This is a genomic window from Bacillus sp. SRI_025, from assembly GCF_057592095.1.
Map to the genome: position 1 here is coordinate 77,593 of NZ_JBYEGB010000001.1, position 17,059 is coordinate 94,651.

General features: G+C 41.8%; 16 protein-coding genes. 1 reads left to right on the plus strand and 15 read right to left on the minus strand.

All coding sequences use genetic code 11. The features are described 5' to 3' along the window. Positions 1-14: 14 nt before the first annotated feature. The 7 genes from AC20OE_RS00460 to AC20OE_RS00490 all read right to left on the minus strand — a co-directional run bounded on the left by AC20OE_RS00460 (position 15) and on the right by AC20OE_RS00490 (position 3,538). Positions 15-566, minus strand: a complete 552-nt coding sequence (locus AC20OE_RS00460) for a cysteine hydrolase family protein (RefSeq protein WP_024425949.1) — start codon at positions 564-566, stop codon at positions 15-17. 60 nt (positions 567-626) lie between these two features. Beyond that, a complete protein-coding gene (locus AC20OE_RS00465) occupies positions 627-1,034 on the minus strand; it encodes a YueI family protein (RefSeq protein WP_099663621.1) in 408 nt (135 codons plus the stop codon). A gap of 27 nt (positions 1,035-1,061) precedes the next feature. Then, on the minus strand, positions 1,062-1,310 hold the full coding sequence (locus AC20OE_RS00470; RefSeq protein ID WP_098677647.1) for a YueH family protein: 249 nt from the start codon (positions 1,308-1,310) through the stop codon (positions 1,062-1,064). A gap of 96 nt (positions 1,311-1,406) precedes the next feature. Then, entirely contained in the window at positions 1,407-1,628 is a 222-nt protein-coding gene (locus AC20OE_RS00475; protein ID WP_024425952.1) for a spore germination protein, read from the minus strand. A 98-nt stretch (positions 1,629-1,726) separates the two neighbouring features. Then, entirely contained in the window at positions 1,727-1,948 is a 222-nt protein-coding gene (locus tag AC20OE_RS00480; protein WP_003213446.1) for a spore germination protein, read from the minus strand. Between the two features lie 66 nt (positions 1,949-2,014). Continuing rightward, positions 2,015-3,118 (minus strand): AI-2E family transporter, encoded by a 1,104-nt coding sequence (locus AC20OE_RS00485; protein WP_041088455.1) that lies wholly within the window; start codon positions 3,116-3,118, stop codon positions 2,015-2,017. 183 nt (positions 3,119-3,301) lie between these two features. Next, positions 3,302-3,538: a YuzF family protein gene (locus AC20OE_RS00490; protein ID WP_024423334.1), complete on the minus strand. Its 237-nt coding sequence runs from the start codon at positions 3,536-3,538 to the stop codon at positions 3,302-3,304. Between the two features lie 182 nt (positions 3,539-3,720). Between AC20OE_RS00490 and AC20OE_RS00495 the strand changes: the two genes are divergently transcribed. Then, positions 3,721-5,202: an esterase/lipase family protein gene (locus AC20OE_RS00495; protein ID WP_039181149.1), complete on the plus strand. Its 1,482-nt coding sequence runs from the start codon at positions 3,721-3,723 to the stop codon at positions 5,200-5,202. Here the strand turns inward: AC20OE_RS00495 and AC20OE_RS00500 are convergent. From AC20OE_RS00500 to AC20OE_RS00535, 8 genes are all read right to left on the minus strand, one after another. Next, complete coding sequence (locus AC20OE_RS00500; RefSeq protein WP_024423336.1) at positions 5,199-5,732, minus strand: HD domain-containing protein; 534 nt, start codon at positions 5,730-5,732, stop codon at positions 5,199-5,201. The genes AC20OE_RS00495 and AC20OE_RS00500 overlap by 4 nt on opposite strands. Positions 5,733-6,030: 298 nt before the next feature. Further along, complete coding sequence (locus AC20OE_RS00505; protein WP_257218414.1) at positions 6,031-6,774, minus strand: (S)-benzoin forming benzil reductase; 744 nt, start codon at positions 6,772-6,774, stop codon at positions 6,031-6,033. A gap of 99 nt (positions 6,775-6,873) precedes the next feature. Next, on the minus strand, positions 6,874-7,359 hold the full coding sequence (essA, locus tag AC20OE_RS00510) for a type VII secretion protein EssA (RefSeq protein ID WP_039181152.1): 486 nt from the start codon (positions 7,357-7,359) through the stop codon (positions 6,874-6,876). Further along, the gene (gene esaA / locus AC20OE_RS00515) at positions 7,349-10,246 is read right to left on the minus strand and encodes a type VII secretion protein EsaA (RefSeq protein WP_474892297.1); all 2,898 of its coding nucleotides are present in this window, start codon (positions 10,244-10,246) and stop codon (positions 7,349-7,351) included. The genes essA and esaA overlap by 11 nt, the downstream gene beginning before the upstream one ends. Next, entirely contained in the window at positions 10,243-14,718 is a 4,476-nt protein-coding gene (essC, locus tag AC20OE_RS00520; protein WP_487268000.1) for a type VII secretion protein EssC, read from the minus strand. Before essC ends, esaA begins: the two co-directional genes overlap by 4 nt. Positions 14,719-14,769: 51 nt before the next feature. Continuing rightward, complete coding sequence (gene essB / locus AC20OE_RS00525) at positions 14,770-16,083, minus strand: type VII secretion protein EssB (protein ID WP_487268002.1); 1,314 nt, start codon at positions 16,081-16,083, stop codon at positions 14,770-14,772. Between the two features lie 14 nt (positions 16,084-16,097). After that, positions 16,098-16,337, minus strand: a complete 240-nt coding sequence (gene yukD, locus AC20OE_RS00530) for an ESX secretion system protein YukD (RefSeq protein ID WP_003213579.1) — start codon at positions 16,335-16,337, stop codon at positions 16,098-16,100. Between the two features lie 95 nt (positions 16,338-16,432). After that, positions 16,433-16,726, minus strand: a complete 294-nt coding sequence (locus tag AC20OE_RS00535) for a WXG100 family type VII secretion target (protein ID WP_003213769.1) — start codon at positions 16,724-16,726, stop codon at positions 16,433-16,435. Positions 16,727-17,059 lie beyond the last annotated feature (333 nt).

Consider the following 17,059-nt stretch of genomic DNA (forward strand, 5'->3'; position numbering starts at 1 on the left):
CCATTCTCCTTCCCTTACTTAACCACTTTCGCACCAAGCGACTGCTCAAAGTGAGAAAGTGCCCACTCGTGCCCCGCTTCATTAAAACTCGCCACAGCATTTTGGTGAATCACAAGTTCAAAGCCTTTATTGTACGCATCAACAGCTGTATGAAGTACACAAATATCGGTACATACGCCGGCTAAGTGAAGTTCCGTGATGCCGCGCTCGCGCAGTTTCATTTCTAATTGAGTGCCTGCAAAAGCAGAGTATCTTGTTTTTTCCATATAGTAGACATGTTTTAAATGTTTTGACGTGTGAAATAGTGAACTTAGTTGTCCATAAAGTTCAATACCCTCTGTTCCGCGAATATTATGGGGCGGAAATAACTTTGTCTCTGGATGATAAGGGTCCTCTTCTTCATGATGATCGACAGCAAAGACGACAAAGTGGCCTTCATCAATAAATGAAGAAGTGATCTCTGTGATCTTAGACTCAATCGCCTGTCCAGGCTTTCCGCATGTCAGTTTTCCATCGTCTGCAACAAAATCAACTGTATAATCAATACAAATCAACGCTTTGCCCATCCGCATCTCTCCCATATGCTCTTTTGAATCATTATATCTTATTCATTTCACTAGGGAAACCTATTCAACAGATTCATGAGAAAAAGCTTTTTGAAACAGCTCATCTTTTAGATAGATGTGCTCTTGATTGACCGCACTTGGCATCTCTATGACAAGACCAAATGGAGAGTGCGCTTCATGATGATTCACCACTTTAAAGGAACATCCAGCGGCATTTGCCATTTTCACATATTGAGAATAAGAAGCATAGGACAGTTCACCATTTAAAAGAAGGGAGGCCTGTCGATTGGCCTTCAATACTTGCTCCACCTCTTGATACGGTTTATTTCTTGATACCTGTCCCTTTGTGAGGGCGAGAAGCGCTCGTTCCCTTAATGAACCAAGAAACATCCTTCGTTCATCAGGTTTTGTTTCAGCATGTCCAAATATCCCCTGCTGCAAATAAAAGTCTACGGATTCTTCTTTCATCGCTGTTTTCACTCCTGGTTTCTAAATTTACATTTCTGTGACCCAGTGCACAATCTTGAGTGCGAGGTCACGGGCTTCGTCTGTTTCTACTCTTTCCATTAAAGATTGTTCAAGCGAATGGATGAGCTGCTCTTTTTCGTCCTCATACGCAATGGAAATACTCCATTCAATGTCAGGTACGGCTACAAGCGTTTTATATTCTTTTTTATTTTCATGTAAATATACATTGTAGGTCTTTGGTTGTCCGCTTGTGATGTGTGCTTTTCTAATTTTCATTTGACTCTGTTCACACCTCTTTTTTCTTCTTACATCCATATCCATTGTACCATAAAAAAAGACAGCTTCTGAAAAGGAATTCCCTTTCAAAGCTGGCTACGCATTAAAGCTCTTTTGCTGGCTGATCAGGTCTATATCCCACATAAACGTAACGTTTGGACTGCTAAAAAATTGGACAAAGTCCCCTGCATTATAGGTACCTGAACCACCGGCGGAGTGATCGACACTTTTTGGCGAAATGGCAAAAACATCACCGAAATGTGCAGAACCATTCCCAATCACACGGTCAATATGAATAGGTCCAACAATCGCTGGCATCTTTCCACCACCTTTTCTCCCCACATCATATGCCCAGCTCAAAAATACGTGTATGAAAAATAAAAAAGACAGCTGATCTGTAATCATCAGCTGTCTTTCTATGCGTTAAATGATTGAGGCTGGCCAAACAATGTGAAGTCCCAAAGCATTGTGGCATTCGGATCACTTGTAAGTGACATATAATCACCTGAATTAAAGGCTCCTGCCCCGCCAGTAGAGTGGTCTACAGCCAAAGGAGCAATAGCCAGGACATCACCGAAAGTAGCCGCACCGTTTCCTCCTAACGACTCAATATGAATAGGTCCAACGATTGCAGGCATCAGAATCTCCCCCTATCTGCTTATGTCAATCATCTTATTCAAAAAGGGAAAAGGTGTGCATCTGCCCTAGACGTTTAAATGCTGTTCTTTACGAGAGCGCTGACGCAGCTGCACCAATCTGACAATATTCAAGGTGATGGCTTTGAGCAGTGCATAAACAGGAACCGCAAAGATCATACCAAGGATCCCGCCAAAGCTTCCTGCCCCAATTAATAAAAGGATAATGGTCAAAGGATGTGTGTTGAGGCGTTTCCCAATAATCAAAGGAGAAATGACGTTTCCATCAATTTGCTGTACGACAAGAATGACAATGACTGTCACCACCGCTTTTCCAGGCGAATCAAGAAACGCAATAAGCACAGCTGGTGCCGCGCCAAGATATGGCCCAAGGTAAGGAATCACATTTGTGACCGCAATGATAATACCGAGAATGAGCGCATATTTCACACCAATTAATAAGTACCCGATAAAACAAGCCACTCCAACAAATAAACAGACAACAATCTGCCCTTGTATGTAAGCCGCAAGCGTATCGTTTAATTCTTTAAAGATTTTCAATCCTTCTTTACGGTAAGGCATTGGCAAAAATTGAACGAGCTTGTCCGGAAACTTATGTCCGTCTTTCAACATATAAAACAAAATGAACGGAACTGTGATCACAGCTAAAGCAATATTGGCAATCACGCCAAACACAGCAGACATACTTGAAGCAATATTTTCCGGCAAATCTTTTAATGTCGAAACAATTGTCTGTTCAAACTTCGAGACGGAGACATAATCTTGGTTCATCATCCAAGTAAATGTTTTAGAATGCGAGAAGTCATTCATAAATTTCTGCATATCCGTCACATAACCAGGGAAGCTTTTGACAAGTCCACCGACCTGCGTGACAATAATCGGTCCCGCAGCATTCACAATGAACGTGATGAGTCCGATGAACAAAAGATAAATGATCAGGATAGCCAGTGTCCTAGGAATTTTCTTGGACAAAAATCGAACAATTGGATTAAAGATGAAAAAGAGAATTCCAGCCAGTAAGATGGGAACAAACAAGGTTGAAGCAAATAAAATAATCGGCTGAAATAAAAACGAAACCTTTGTTGATACATAAACAATGAGTAAAACAAGTAATATTTGGAATGTCCAAAAATGAACTTTAGATTTTAACAAAGATGCTCCTCCTGTTACGTATTGATCTTATTAAAAAACTACTATTCAACCCACCTTCTGTCAACTGCTTCTTGTTTTAGAACCTTATTTTTTGTAAAAAAAAGAACAATTGGTATATCATGCACTTTTTCCAGATATACATTCTGTAAGCATGAAAAAAGCAGACACCTTTGCGTCTGCTTGTTACACTCTTTCACTGTGATCAGGCATCACCGATACAATTTGCTGGATCCGCACATAAAAAACTGATTTTGCCCCTGCCTCAATGACAATATGATCCGGCATGACTTCTTTCAATTTTCCACGCACCGTATCTTTCACTGTTTGAACAATTAATCTCATACCGATTACTTTCTGCAATGTTTGATAAACATATGGATCAACTAATGAAACAAGCTGTGGACTTCCTTGTTGTGCCATCCTACCTGCCCCTTTACTTGTGTATTTACCCACAGCGTATGCAATGACCCATGTGAATGTCACTCAGGGCAAACCCACAACATAAATACCATATTTTAACATTTTATGTTATTTTACATCTTTTGGAAGTATAATAGATTGGTGCTGCCAACAACTTAAATCATTTGAAGAGGTGAAGGATCTTGAAAAAACTCATCTGTCTCGCTGCTGTCATGCTCTTTTTTTCCTTTGCAAGTTATGCGTATGCAGGATCAATTGGAGATGAACCTGGGACACCGGGGAAGTGGTTTAAAGGAGAAGCGCCAGTTCAAAAAGACGAGTCAAAACCGCCACTTGTTTTTGTTCACGGCATTAACAGCTCCTCCTCCACATGGTTCGACCGAAACGACATGGCAAAGCAAGCTGTTCTGAACGGATACGAAAGCGCATTCATAGATTTGTATCCAGATCAGGATACGAAAAAGAATGGCAAACTATTAGCAGAAAAGCTAAAAGAAATCTATGATGTGTTCGGTCGAAAACTCATTGTGATTGGTCATAGTAAAGGCGGGGTGGATACACAGTCCGCACTCGTGTATCACAATGCCCATCCATATGTAGAGAAGGTCATCACACTTGGCTCCCCTCATTACGGGACGCCGCTGGCAGATTTAGCGTATAGCAAGGGCGGAAGCTGGCTCGCGGAAATTCTTGGACAAAAAAGCGATGCGCTCTATTCTTTGCAAACGGGGCTCATGGCGGCTTTTCGAAGTGAAACCGACAAGCTGGAGAAGTTTCCTCAAAAATACATCACTTATTCGGGATCGGAATGGGGCACATTTGGCGGGGTGCTGTACTTAGGCGGCATGTATTTAAAGAGCTTTGGTGCAAACGATGGCGCCGTCACGGTAAGCAGCACAAGACTATCATATGCAAACAATATTTTAACAGGGAAATGGGATCACAACTCCATTAAAAACGGCACAAGCATGTTCCCTGTGTTCCAGCATCAGCTGCTGGCAAATGCCGCAAGCACTGGAAGTGAAAATATAGAGAGCCCGAACTCTACTGAGCTGAATACAGATGTTTATGTGAAAGGCGGAGAAAGTGAAAAGGATAAAACAGAAGCGTTCTATGTAGAGGAAGGAACGAATGGCTTATCGATTCAGTGGTTAAATGAAAGGCAGGAGGCGCGGCCGGAAATCATCGCCCCAAATGGAGACGTCTTAACAAATCTGAAGACATCGGAAGCATCTTTCCCATATGAAGGCGCATTTTCGCACCATGTGCAAATCAATAAACCCGTTCCTGGAAAATGGACAATTCGATCAAATTCAGAAAAAATGACTCCTTATTTGCTGCTCGTATCCTTTGATTCACCACTAAATGAAGAAATCAAAGCAGAAGCAGCGAAATCAGGGGATGATGCATCAACCCATTCAAGCGGTCTGATTAAACGATTAAGCAAGAAAGTAGAAACCTTTTACTTTAAGGATGCCCAAAAAGATCATCCTCTCAAAACAACTGCTTCATCAGCTGTTCAATTGAAAAAAGAAGGTGCTTATTCTGTCACGGTTCATTACACTGGACTCACTGCATCAGGTACATCAGCATTTAACCGTACCGTTATTCGCACATTGTATGTCGATCAGCATGGAAATATTCATGGTGACATTCCATACTAAACAGAGCGTTTCATGGGCTGAAGTGCCTGCTGCACTTTCTGATCCAATTCCGTGATTTTTTTCATTGCAAGTGATTCGTCTATTTGTCTGTAATGGTGATGCCCGCCAGGCTCTTCATCCATTTCATCTGCTTTCTTAACGATTTGCTGGAGTGTGTCCTTATGAAGGTCGCCCTCTGGCAAATATGAATCCGTATGAAGCAGAATTGCAAGCGCAATATCTTTGGCTGCCTTTGGTTCCTCACCGAGGCGTATGAGCAGTTTGTGAGCACGCTCCGCGCCTTTAATGGCATGAATATCATTCCGTCTATATGTCTCGTAATCCCATTCTCCGCCAGCTGTATACCATTCATAGTGGCCGATGTCATGCAAGAGGGCTGCTTTCACAGCGAGATCTGGATTAATCCCAGCCTGCACCGCCAGTTTGAATGCGTGATAAGCACAAGCAATCGCATGGGCTTTACCTGAACGATTTAAATATTTTTGAGCGACTGGATGGGTGTAAACATCCATTAATGTAACCTTTCTCATGGAAACCCCTCCTTATCTATATTTTTAGCATCCTAACATATTCTGAAAAGAAACTCAAATGTTCTGTTATATTTTCTATGAGTCTCCAAAATAGCTTATGTCAAATGAGCTGTTTTTGCTTGTACAATACGAAAAAAGCAGTCGTTATGACTGCTTTTTTCTTCTTTTCAGCGTGATATGAAAACCCTTGAAGTCTAGGAAGGCCGAGTACTGGCGCGGAGCGAATTTGACATTCGTGAGCACCAGCACGCAGGCCTGACACCGAATGCGAGGGTTTGTCTTTACGCTGCAGCAGTCGTTATGACTGCTTTTTCACATACTCACGTGCATCGTAGACACATCCGCCAGCTGGATCATCTCCTAAAAGATCGAGCAAAATCCCTGCGACTTCATCTGGACTCTTCAGTGTGCCTGTTTCATATAATTGCTGAAAACGGTCTATTTGTTCAAAGTCTTGTTTTGATGACTTCCGAATTTCCCCCTGCATATCTGTATCGATCGTGCCGGGTGAAAAGGTAAACGTGTTGATCGGATGCTCCTCGTCCTGCTGTTCCTCATGAAAAGTCCTCATAAACATATCGAGTCCTGCCTTTGAACTGCAATACGCACTCCAGCCTTTGTATGGGTTTTTCGCCGCTCCAGAAGAGAGATGAACGATCGTTTTCTTCCCGTTAAATGATTGAGTCTGCTTGGCAAACACATGGCTCAGCAAAACAGGAATGACAAGATTCAACTTGTAATGCTCATGAAGCGTATCCTGTCCCCCTTGTCCAACGCGTTTGATAGGTGTAACCATTCCTGCGTTATTGACGAATAAGATGTCATCATCATCTGCCAGAGTTTGCGGCGTGAGACTATGTTGAAGCCATTTGGCCGCTGCTTCTTCATCCGTCAGATCGACCTGAGTATGTGTGAGCTTTGGATGGGATATCGGCGATGCACTTCTTGCTGCTGTGTACACATGATCCCCGCGTGAAAGCAGCCTGTTCACAAGTGCTAGGCCAAAACCTTTTGATCCGCCTGTAACGATTGAAATTCGAATGACAATCTCCTCCCTTGATATCACTATTTTACGTAGTGAAACGGTATGACATCAAGCAATCTGCATAAAGAAAAGCCTGCCTCTTTTAAAAGAGACAGACTATTTCTTTTCAGCCTTCGCATTCACCTTTGGAATCAGGATAATCATCACGACGAGACCAAGGGCTATCAAGAAACCAAAGATAATCGGAAGCAGTGCTGATGTCTGCTTCTCATGTTCATCCTCAGAAGGTGCTGATACAGCCGAATCACTAAAAGAAATATTCATCTCTTTCATCATGTGAGCTGGTGTTTTGGGTGGGTTCTCTTTTAGATCACTGAAAAGCTGCGGAGAAAGAGATCCACCCGGGGCTTTAGGCGGTTCAGCAAAATGAATGTCTGTTTTGACCTTTGACGTTGTTTTACTTTGTTCATATTTCGTTTGATCCCTCAATATACTCGAGTTAATATTGAGCTCCTTTTCCTGATATTCATTCGGCTTGACATTCGTATCCGTATCTTCACCAGCAGCAAAAGCGGCAGGGATGAGGAGAAAAAGGGAAACGGCAGCGAGTGCCGCCCCTTTCACGAATAGATTAAGCTTCATGAGTCACATCACGTTCCTCTGTTTTATCTTTCCATAGCTTTTTCACAAGCGGTACGACCATGAAAAGGACAGTTAAAATCACTAACCCTGTGACGCCCATTCCAAAGGTGTCTCCATTTCCATATTGGATCGACAGGTACACGTCTGTCACTGGATTGGTAAAGTGGAAATTCGGCATCACCAAATCAATTAATGGTGCGACAAAGAAGAAAATAAGCGCCGTTGCTGCCATCCATCCGGCAATGGAACCGAAAAGGAAGGCCGTGCGAATAAAGGCAGAGCACGCCACTAATAACAAAATGGTGAAGATCGACCATTGAATGGCTTGATCATCTGCAAGCTTGTAAATGTTCAGTCCAAACAAGCTGATCATGAGTCCGACTAATAGATTTAAGATGCCAAACAGTGCACCTTTGACCAGCATCGGAGCTGACGCATAATACGAGCTGAAAAAGCCAATTAACAAACTGCTGATCATCACAATGACCAAAATGACGACCGGCGGTACAGTCTGCGTTTTTTCTTCCGGCACATCGCCGCTGATTTTTAGCGGATTGGCTAAATGGTTATACACATAGTTGCTGTTGCCTTGATCACTTAATGTATTTCCTAAAATACCTTTTAAATCTTGCTGAACAAGTTTTGTAGAGTCGACATTCTTGCTCCAGTTTTCATTCAGCGTATCTGCTTTTTCTTGAACTGTTGTGACACTCTCTTCAATGTTATTCGTATAATCCGCCACCCCTTTTTGGCGGTCGGTTAACGAACTCATATTTTCAGAAAGACGAAGCACTTCCTGACCAATTGAATCCTGTGCACTGACAACAATTGAACTGCCTGCAAGGTCTGCTGTATATACCGCATCTCCTTGATCAGCCATTTGCTCAGCTACATTGTCCGCACTTTCAGCAATTGTCTGTAATTCCTGTTCCATGCTTGCTTGCTGAGTCGTGATGTACTCCGCATAGCCATCTGAAAACTTCTGCATCTCATCAATAAAAGTAGACACATCATCGTTTGATGTCAGCATCTGGTTTTTGAGCTTATCCCAGTTTTCTGTTTCTTCTTTTTTGATGGAGAGGATGGATTGGATTTCTTCTCCTTTTGTGTCATATAGAGAAGAGTTATTAGATGGTTGATAGACATTTGCGATCATCAGCTCTAGCTGAGAGAGTTGATTTGAATAGTCCATTAATTTTTTAGTTCTTGTTGATTTCGTTTCAAATTTTTTCTCAAAAAGATTATCGCTAAAGACATTACTAATCGGTGAATTTCTGCGCTTCAGCTCTTTTACTTTGCTGACAATGGATGATTCCTGATTTTTGATTTCATTTGGAATGACATTATATCGATCTTGTAACGATAGAATCATCTTTTCAAGTTTATCTACTTTTTTCGTCAGACTCTCAAGCTCTTTACTCATTTGACTCACTTTATCTTTCAATTCGTCATTATGAGCAGCAGCTTTTTCTTGAATTTTCTTTTTCACTTCATCTAAGCGAGTTGAGAGTGCTTTTAGGTCATCCTGCGATGAATTCTTACTGCTAGTATCTGGCTGAGCAGGATTTTCACCGCTTTCACCTTGTTCCCCATCTTCAGTCGAAGGCGGTGTTTCCGGTTCTCCTAATTGATCCGCAAGCTCATTCATCTCTATTGAAATTTGTGAGAGTTCATTTGTTTCTTCATCTAAGTTAATCCCAATCTCTTCTGGGTTTTCATTATCTTGGTCTGATGGCCCGTCATCATCAGAATCAACTGGCGGTTCCGGCTCGTCCATTAACTCTTGCCTTTTTGCTAATAGCTTTGTCTGCAGGGCTGATATTTTATTTCGATAATCTTCTAAGTAACGCTCTTCATACTTTTTAATCAGTTCTTCCTGAGACGTCTTCACAAGTTCCGTTAATCCCGTTGATTGCTTAGGAATAGCCTCTTCTCTCGACCTTTGAACAGATTGGATGGCGCTGTCAGTTGTTTTCAGCTGGCTTTGTACCCCGTTGATGTCTGTTTTAAGTCCGCCCATTTGATCACTAAAGCTGCGGGCATTTTGGTTTTGAATGTCAGCGAGCTGTTTGAGCCCTTGCTGGATTTGCTTTTGGCTTGTTGATTGCGCTTTGATCAAGAGATCCTTTTGTTTGTCTTGATACTGCTGGTATTGATCGACTACTTTCACAAAGTCCTTTAACTGGTTCTTTGCTTCTTCTGTTGTACTCAAGCCGTCTTTATATTGTTTCTGTGAATCGGCCATTGCATTCTTTAATTCTTCTATTTGTTTCTTCTGCTGCTGTACGGCATCTGATAGTTTGTTCGAGTTCGGTTTATAGAAGTTGTACATCGTGTTTTGGAATTCGACTTCTTTGCCGACAATATGCTCAAACTCTTCTCTCACATTGCCAATTTCCTGTGATACAAAACTCCAGTATAACGTCGACATCTGTTCATTCATTTTCTTTTGTGCATTTTCCAGCTCTCTTTGCACTTTCTCTTTATTGACTGCATTGAGCTGATCTTGAATCGAAAATTGAATGGACGCCTTTTCCGGATGGTCTTTATCATAGCTCAGCACATTTTTAGAGAAGTCAGACGGAATATAGAGGACAGCGTCATACTTTCTGTTTTTCAGTCCATTTTCCGCCGCACTGCGATTCACTACAGTCCATGTATAATCAGGACGCTCTGACAATGCTGCCACAACATCCTGTCCGAAACGAGCCGTGTTTTCACTTTCACTCGCCCCCATATCCTCATTGACCACCGCAATATTTCGTGTGGCATTCTTCTTCTGCTTTGCCGGATCATCTCCAATCAGGTGGAAAAACAAAACCGGCAGCACAAGAATTAATATCATGGTGGATATGATTTTGATGGAGCTTTTTTGCTGCTCTGTCATTGAACACTCTTCCTTTCTACCGCACATAAAGGAACCTGGATTTTCTTCTCTTTCCCGTTTTCAACCAAATAGCCGAAGCCTGGCTGAATGTCTGGTTCTTGTCTTGCATACGGAAGCGGTATGATGTTTTGCTCTGATTTTTTCATGAGTAACATGGCATGACGAACTTGTTTGATTTCGTTTGTGAGTGCATCATAACCCTTACTGAACTCGGTATGATTTCCTGATGCAATCAGGCTGAAGCCTAAGTGTGCATATGACTTCATGAAATCAGCCAATTGATCTTGAAGACGCGGATCGATCGTCTGCTGAAAACGCGTAATGCCATCAATCACAAGCACAATTTGAGGAAATGACAGCTGATCGGTCTCTCCTCGGCGTACAGCTTCGACATACATCTCTTCCCGCACCTTGAATAAGCGGTCCATTTCTTCTGCCCATTCCGTGATATCATCCTTTGTTTCAAGGTAATCAATGTTCTCTTCTTTTGCATAATGGGATAGACCTCGATCAATTGAATCAAAGACTGCCAGTTTTTCAGGCTTTGCCACTAAAAGCTGATCAAGCATTAGTTTTGTCACATTTGTTTTCCCTCGCTGCGTTTGACCGATGATGAGGCAATGTTTATTCTTTTTCAAGTCAAAATAAACAGGTGCCACAGATTCCTCATCTAATCCGACTGGAATGTCATAAGGCGGTTTTTGTTCATCTAAACGACTTTCAAGCTCCCAAACTGTCAGCTTATCAGGAAGCATTGGCACAGGCTTTGGTTTTTCGGTTGCTTCAAAGCGGTCATGAAGAAGCTGTATCTCTTGTTTCAGATGCTCAAACAATTCGAGATCGTTCTCTCCTTCAACTGGCAGAAACATTTGCGCAAAATAAAGCTCTTCTTTGTTGATAATCACTCGTCCTGGGATCGGCTCTAAACTGAATTTCGGTCTGCCAATAATCGAGTACGCCTCTCCTTGATCCATTAAGTAATGGACAATCTTAGTTTTCAGATTGTTCATCAGCGATTGACGCACTGCATTTACCCGGGTCGCCGTAATCAAGAAGTATATACCTAGTGATTGTCCGTCACGGCTCAGCTGAATAAATTCAGATTCGAGATCATGCATTTCGTCTTTGACAATGTCAAAGTTATCAATCACGATAAAAATGAAAGGAAGCTTTTTCTCATTTAAGGCATTGTACATTTTGATATGACTCATTTCTTGCTGTCTGAATAACCGCTTGCGATATTCAACCTCTTCCCGCAGACGCTTCATTGATTTTTGAATCTTTCTCATCTGATCCATTAAGAAATAATCCGCCGTATGCGGCAGTTTGGCTAACGGAAGCAATGTTCCGTTTCCGAAATCATAAATATATGCGTGCCATTCTTCAGGTGAATACCTCTCCGCAAAGCTCATCAATAGTGTTGTAGCAGCAAGTGATTTGCCGTAGCCGGAGGAACCAAAGATGCCAATGTTCCCATCTTCCATCATTTGATAAGAAAGTGGATGCTGGCTTTGCTGATCTGGTTCATCGACAAGCGCAAAATGGAAGACATGCTCTTCACTCGACGCATAACGTGTTTTAGGGATCCGCTCTTCAAGCGGTGGAAGCCATGGACTTGGCAGCTTCTCAATTCCAAGCTCTTGCTGCATACGTTCAATTTCATCCACAACAGCAGAAATTTCCGTCACTGTCTCTTTTTTCACTGCTGGCTCCGTGCTTACTCCTGATAACGGAATAAGACCAGTATCAGTCACAATGGCAATATCATCTTCTGACCCGTAGCCATCTTCCATATATGGTGCACCGCTCCAAGCTGATTGGAACAATTCATAAATTTCATTATTGCCCACTTGTAAATAGCCGCGGCCTGTGACGGTAATGGACGCTGCATCACTATTTTTCAAAATTTCCTTACTGTCTGACGCATCTTGCACTTTGAGTGCGACCTTAAAGCGGGAGTTACTCCAAATCTGGTCATCAATGACCCCGCCTGGCTTTTGGGTAGCTAAGATCAGATGGACCCCGAGGCTTCGGCCGATACGTGCAGCACTGACAAGCTCCCTAATAAAGTCTGGCTCTTCACTTTTTAATTCAGCAAACTCATCAGAGATTAAGAACAAGTGAGGCATTGCCTGCTCAGCCTTTTTCTCCTTGTAGAGCTTCGTATAATCATTGATGTGATTCACATGATACTGATCAAACAGCCGCTGTCTTTTCTTCAATTCACTTTTAATTGAGGCAAGCGCTCTTTCACTAAAGTTCTTGCTGCCTTCAATATTGGTGATCGTTCCAAGTAAATGAGGAATATTTCGGAACGGCTGCGCCATTCCGCCTCCTTTGTAGTCAATCAACAGGAAAGCAACTTCGTGCGGATGAAAATGTACAGCGAGCGATAAAATATACGTCTGTAAAAATTCACTTTTCCCTGACCCCGTTGTTCCCGCCAATAGTCCGTGCGGGCCGTGTGCTTTTTCATGCAAGTTCAGATCGACAATGTCGTTTTTCCCTTTATAACCGATCGGCACTGATAATGATTTGGCCGTTTCTGAAGTCAGCCATTTTTCACGAATGCCAATGTCATCTACCTGTTTGGCATGGAAAAGATCAAGGAATGAGACCGTCTCAGGAATCGAATTGGTCATACCGACTTGATGATCTAATGTTCTCAGGGTTCTGGCAAACAGTTCATTGTCCCCGCGCTGATGTGTATCAAGCTGAAACGGAATTCGTACTGCCTTCTTGTGCTGAATGAGAATATCTCCTTCTTCTTCGTTAATATAACGGACAAGCGTCGAAATATTTTCAGCTAAGCTTTCCTTTGTTTCTGCTGCAAAGATGATGGAAATACCAAGATCTGTTCGGCTGCCTTCTAAGTATTCTAAAATCACATGCTCGGCAATGAGCTCATGATTTGTCACGATGAACACAAAATGAGGCGTAAAGATTTTCTTCTCTTTTTCTTCTTCTAAATCACGCTCACGTAAAATTTCATAAATCGAGGACAACAGCTGATCACGTGTTTGTTCGTTGTAAATAAACCCTTTGCCATATGTATGAGGCAGCTGGAAGTGCGGAAGCCATTTCATCCATTCCCAATTCTCATACTCCTGCTCATGAAAGATAAAGACAAATCTCAAATCGTGATAGCTGTGCGAGAAAGCAAGCTGTCCGACAAGCTGATGAAGCTCATTTTTCACAATCGCAGGCTTCCCAATTAATCCTGTTGGACCATCCGCAAGGCCGAATGTAATCGGGACATTCTTCACTTCACGATATACTTTTTGCATGTGCTGCGTTTGTTCCATTAAGTCATCAACATCCCGGTTGGCCATATCGCCGCCGCTCATCGATAATTCATAGCTTGATGGGACTGCGCCCGTTCCAAGACGCAGATGCAAGAAGTCGTCACTCACAAGCGTCTTTTCCCAAATGCGGCCGCTGATTTCTGATGTTAAATACTTCATTTGTTCAAATGACGGATAATGATACGTCAAAATATATTGCTGGCGGTCATACAGCTCCTGCAGCTCTTTCCGCTTATTTTCTAAATAAAGAGAATAGACTCGCTGCCGCTTCTCTTCTCGTCTTTTGCGCTGTGATTTTTCTTTAAAGTATTGAACGGACGATGTAATTAACGTCATGATAAACATCGCCATCGACACGACAATAAAGATTCCGCGCGGCTGGATAAGGGCGACAATCCCCATCACAAGGAGCATGACAAGCGGCGGAAGGACAACAAGCCAAAGCCCTCTGCTGTTATTTTCACTCTCCTGCGAAGGAAAGCTAAAGGATACCCGGTCATCTGGTAAATCATAAATCAAACGCGGTGTACGTCTGTATGAAGGGTATTTTTGTTTTGTTTCTGTGCTTGGAGGTCTTGTTTTTTCCAAACGCGTTTGAAAAGGTTCGTAAGCTGTCACCTGTAATAAATCATCATCTATAAATGTCACCGTCAGAAAGTTCCAGAACAGCTCATCTCCGGCATAAACCTTCTCTGGACCGTTGATTTTCTTTCCGTTCACGTAAATCGTCTCGTCCTGAGGCATGACATACCATGTTCCTTTGATTTTCTCTAAAGTGAACTGGTTGGCATCTTGAAACATGGAATGAGCTTGTTCTTTCCACACATCGATCTCATCTTTCTCATCACGTGAAAAAGACAGCTCAACTCTATTTCCTAGGTAATAAATATGCTGATCATGATGTGCATCCATTAAAATAAATGTGAGTGAACCAAGCTGATATGGTTCATGTGGAAGTAATTTGCCTTTCTTTTCATTCCCCTGATAAATAGTAAAACCATCATTAGGTTCATCAGGAGATAAACGAATTGTCCCTTCATCAAATGAAAGTGAAGGGATTGTCACCGTATGCTCTATTTCAGGTCCAATCAGAGCTTCTCGATTGAACTGCTCATCTAAACGGACGGTTTGATAATCCTCCTCATAAAAAACCCAAAGAAGACTCAAACGCTCCACCTCCTCATCGGACAGCACCAACTGTCAGTTGTATCGAAAGAATTATTTTTTCTCATCTTTTTTTGTCTGAGAGGTTTTCTTTTTCGCTTCAGATTCTTTCTCTTTTTTCTCTTGATCGGCTTTTGACTGCTCTTTTTGTTCAGCTGTTTCATCTGTTTGGCTTGCGCCCGAGGAGTCACTTGTGTTTGTCTCGGCTGTTTCTTTTTCTTCATATTTCGCCATTTCTTTAATGATTGGATCTAGCTGTTTTTGTTTTTCTTCAGCAGAAAGGTTGTCATCGTTTTGAATTTCATTGCGGTAGGCGACGAGTGCCGTGAATATGTACCTGTCGTCTCCAAGCACCCGTGCAATATCAAGTGCTTCCTTGCTATTGCCTTGTCCAATATGAATCCAGAATAGGAAGTATTGCGGATCTGTCTGTAATGTGTACGTTTCTGTGATTTCTTTTTTATGCTGATCAAGTAAGAGGCTGCCTTGATTCGTTTGTACATACGAAATGGCCAGTTCATATTGAAGAGAGACTGGCATTTTATTGGCTGGATACTTCTCTAACGTATCCACCACTTGACTGTACTGCTTGTTGAGATAATATTTGTTTGCCTCGACGTATGCTTCTTGTTTTGGCATGGCAAAAAAGAAGGTGTAAATGGTGTACACCAATGCAGGGATTAGCAGAACAAGCAGACCTAGTCCGATGTATCGCTCAATCTTCCATTTCTTTTTAGGGATGGTTAATAGCGTTTTTTCTTTCGTATCGATTGCTTTGATCTTTTGCTCAATCAAAGCTGACAATTCTTCCAGCGACTTCGTTTCACTAATTTCTTTTGCCAGCTCAGATAATTTCAACGTTTCATTGTAAGCCACATATTCTTGAAATTGATATTCATGGTCAACCACTCGAAGAACGACGGCCTTGACCTCTTTTAACAGGCGATGCTGATCAGTTTCATATGGCGGGATGCTTTCTTTGACTCCATAATGCAAAAATGCAGGAGCTAAGCCTTGATGAAAAACAATGTTTTCAGGAGAAACAATAGGATGCAGCCGCTTCACGTCGTGTTTAAGAACTGCATCGACAAGCTGGTATGAAAAAATCCATTTGCTTTTTTCATCCTTTGCATGGATGAAACGAAATTCCTGATAGGCAGGAGGCGGTTGAATAGAAATGATGACCTCATCTTCAGTTAATTGAATCTCTTTCTGAAATGAAGGATTGATGTCTTTGATCGGTGCCGCTTCTAAACCGTCTAAGAGTTTAATTGTCTCTTTTTGAAAAATAAAGGTATAGGTGCCTCCCTCTTTTTTCATGACTGCTTCTAATTGTTCTTCTAAATAGGAACTCTTTTTATCTGCCATTTACAAAAGTCCTTTCATAGTATTTCCAGCCTGTCTCCTGTGGTAATCCCGCAGTCTGACAGCTTATATTCGCCTGAAAACACAGCTTTCTTATTGACTACTCGCACCCATCCGCCTTCCCGCTTTGGAAGCGAGATTTGTTTTGCCTGCCAGGCGATATGGATGACTTGTTTAATATGTAAATAATTTGATAGTCTCAAATCAAACACACTGCCATCATAATTTTTTAAGTCGATGGTAATATCGATATACACAAATTTCCACCTCACAAAATAGAAAGAGCGCCGGCATCCATTGACAGACTCGGCGCTGTTTCTGCTTTTCACACTTAGAAAGGAAATCCCCTTGATTAGCCGCGGATTTGGCTTGCGATGTCTTGGTCAGTGCTTTCAAGTGTATTTGCCGTTTGATCAAGCTGATTGCTGACATCTGTTAATAGATCAGACATTTTGATAAATGAAGGCTTAAGCTGTTCGTATTGATCAGCAAATGCTTCACTAGAAGCACCTTCCCACATTCCTTTTAAATCAGAGATCATTCTATTTAGACGATCAACTTGGTTTAACACTTCTTGACTTTCAACACCATATTGCTTAGCGGTCGCTCTTAGTTCTTCTGGGGTTACGCGAATAATTCCTGACATATTCCTCATTACCTCCCGTGCATAGCCGCCATATAATGGGCTAATCCACTTATTTTTTGACGTTATTATTATAAAAACAGAAATGATACACAGTCAAACAAATCTGTTTTTATTTTACAAAATGAGTCTATAGAATTACTGTTTTTTCGCTTTTTATCTAGTATTTAACAGTTTTTTGGTCATATATTCTTAATAAGTATCCACCGACTTTGGTGGACCTTTCCGCCTATTGATTTTTTACTACGTTATTATTGTACTATTTCTTTTTCATCGTGCTTCAACATCCACTTGCTTGCTTCTCACACTTTTTGTTTTTTTAAGTTTATGGCAGTT

Excerpts from the sequence above, each read along its gene's own strand:
- AC20OE_RS00475 (WP_024425952.1), bottom strand. The coding sequence starts at position 1,628 with ATGCCAGCGATTGTTGGACCTATTCATATTGACCGTGTGATTGGGAAT.
- AC20OE_RS00460 (WP_024425949.1), bottom strand. The coding sequence starts at position 566 with ATGGGCAAAGCGTTGATTTGTATTGATTATACAGTTGATTTTGTTGCA.
- essA (WP_039181152.1), bottom strand. The coding sequence starts at position 7,359 with ATGAAGCTTAATCTATTCGTGAAAGGGGCGGCACTCGCTGCCGTTTCC.
- AC20OE_RS00500 (WP_024423336.1), bottom strand. The coding sequence starts at position 5,732 with ATGAGAAAGGTTACATTAATGGATGTTTACACCCATCCAGTCGCTCAA.
- AC20OE_RS00470 (WP_098677647.1), bottom strand. The coding sequence starts at position 1,310 with ATGAAAATTAGAAAAGCACACATCACAAGCGGACAACCAAAGACCTAC.
- esaA (WP_474892297.1), bottom strand. The coding sequence starts at position 10,246 with ATGACAGAGCAGCAAAAAAGCTCCATCAAAATCATATCCACCATGATA.
- AC20OE_RS00480 (WP_003213446.1), bottom strand. The coding sequence starts at position 1,948 with ATGCCTGCAATCGTTGGACCTATTCATATTGAGTCGTTAGGAGGAAAC.
- AC20OE_RS00535 (WP_003213769.1), bottom strand. The coding sequence starts at position 16,726 with ATGTCAGGAATTATTCGCGTAACCCCAGAAGAACTAAGAGCGACCGCT.
- AC20OE_RS00490 (WP_024423334.1), bottom strand. The coding sequence starts at position 3,538 with ATGGCACAACAAGGAAGTCCACAGCTTGTTTCATTAGTTGATCCATAT.
- essB (WP_487268002.1), bottom strand. The coding sequence starts at position 16,083 with ATGGCAGATAAAAAGAGTTCCTATTTAGAAGAACAATTAGAAGCAGTC.
- AC20OE_RS00465 (WP_099663621.1), bottom strand. The coding sequence starts at position 1,034 with ATGAAAGAAGAATCCGTAGACTTTTATTTGCAGCAGGGGATATTTGGA.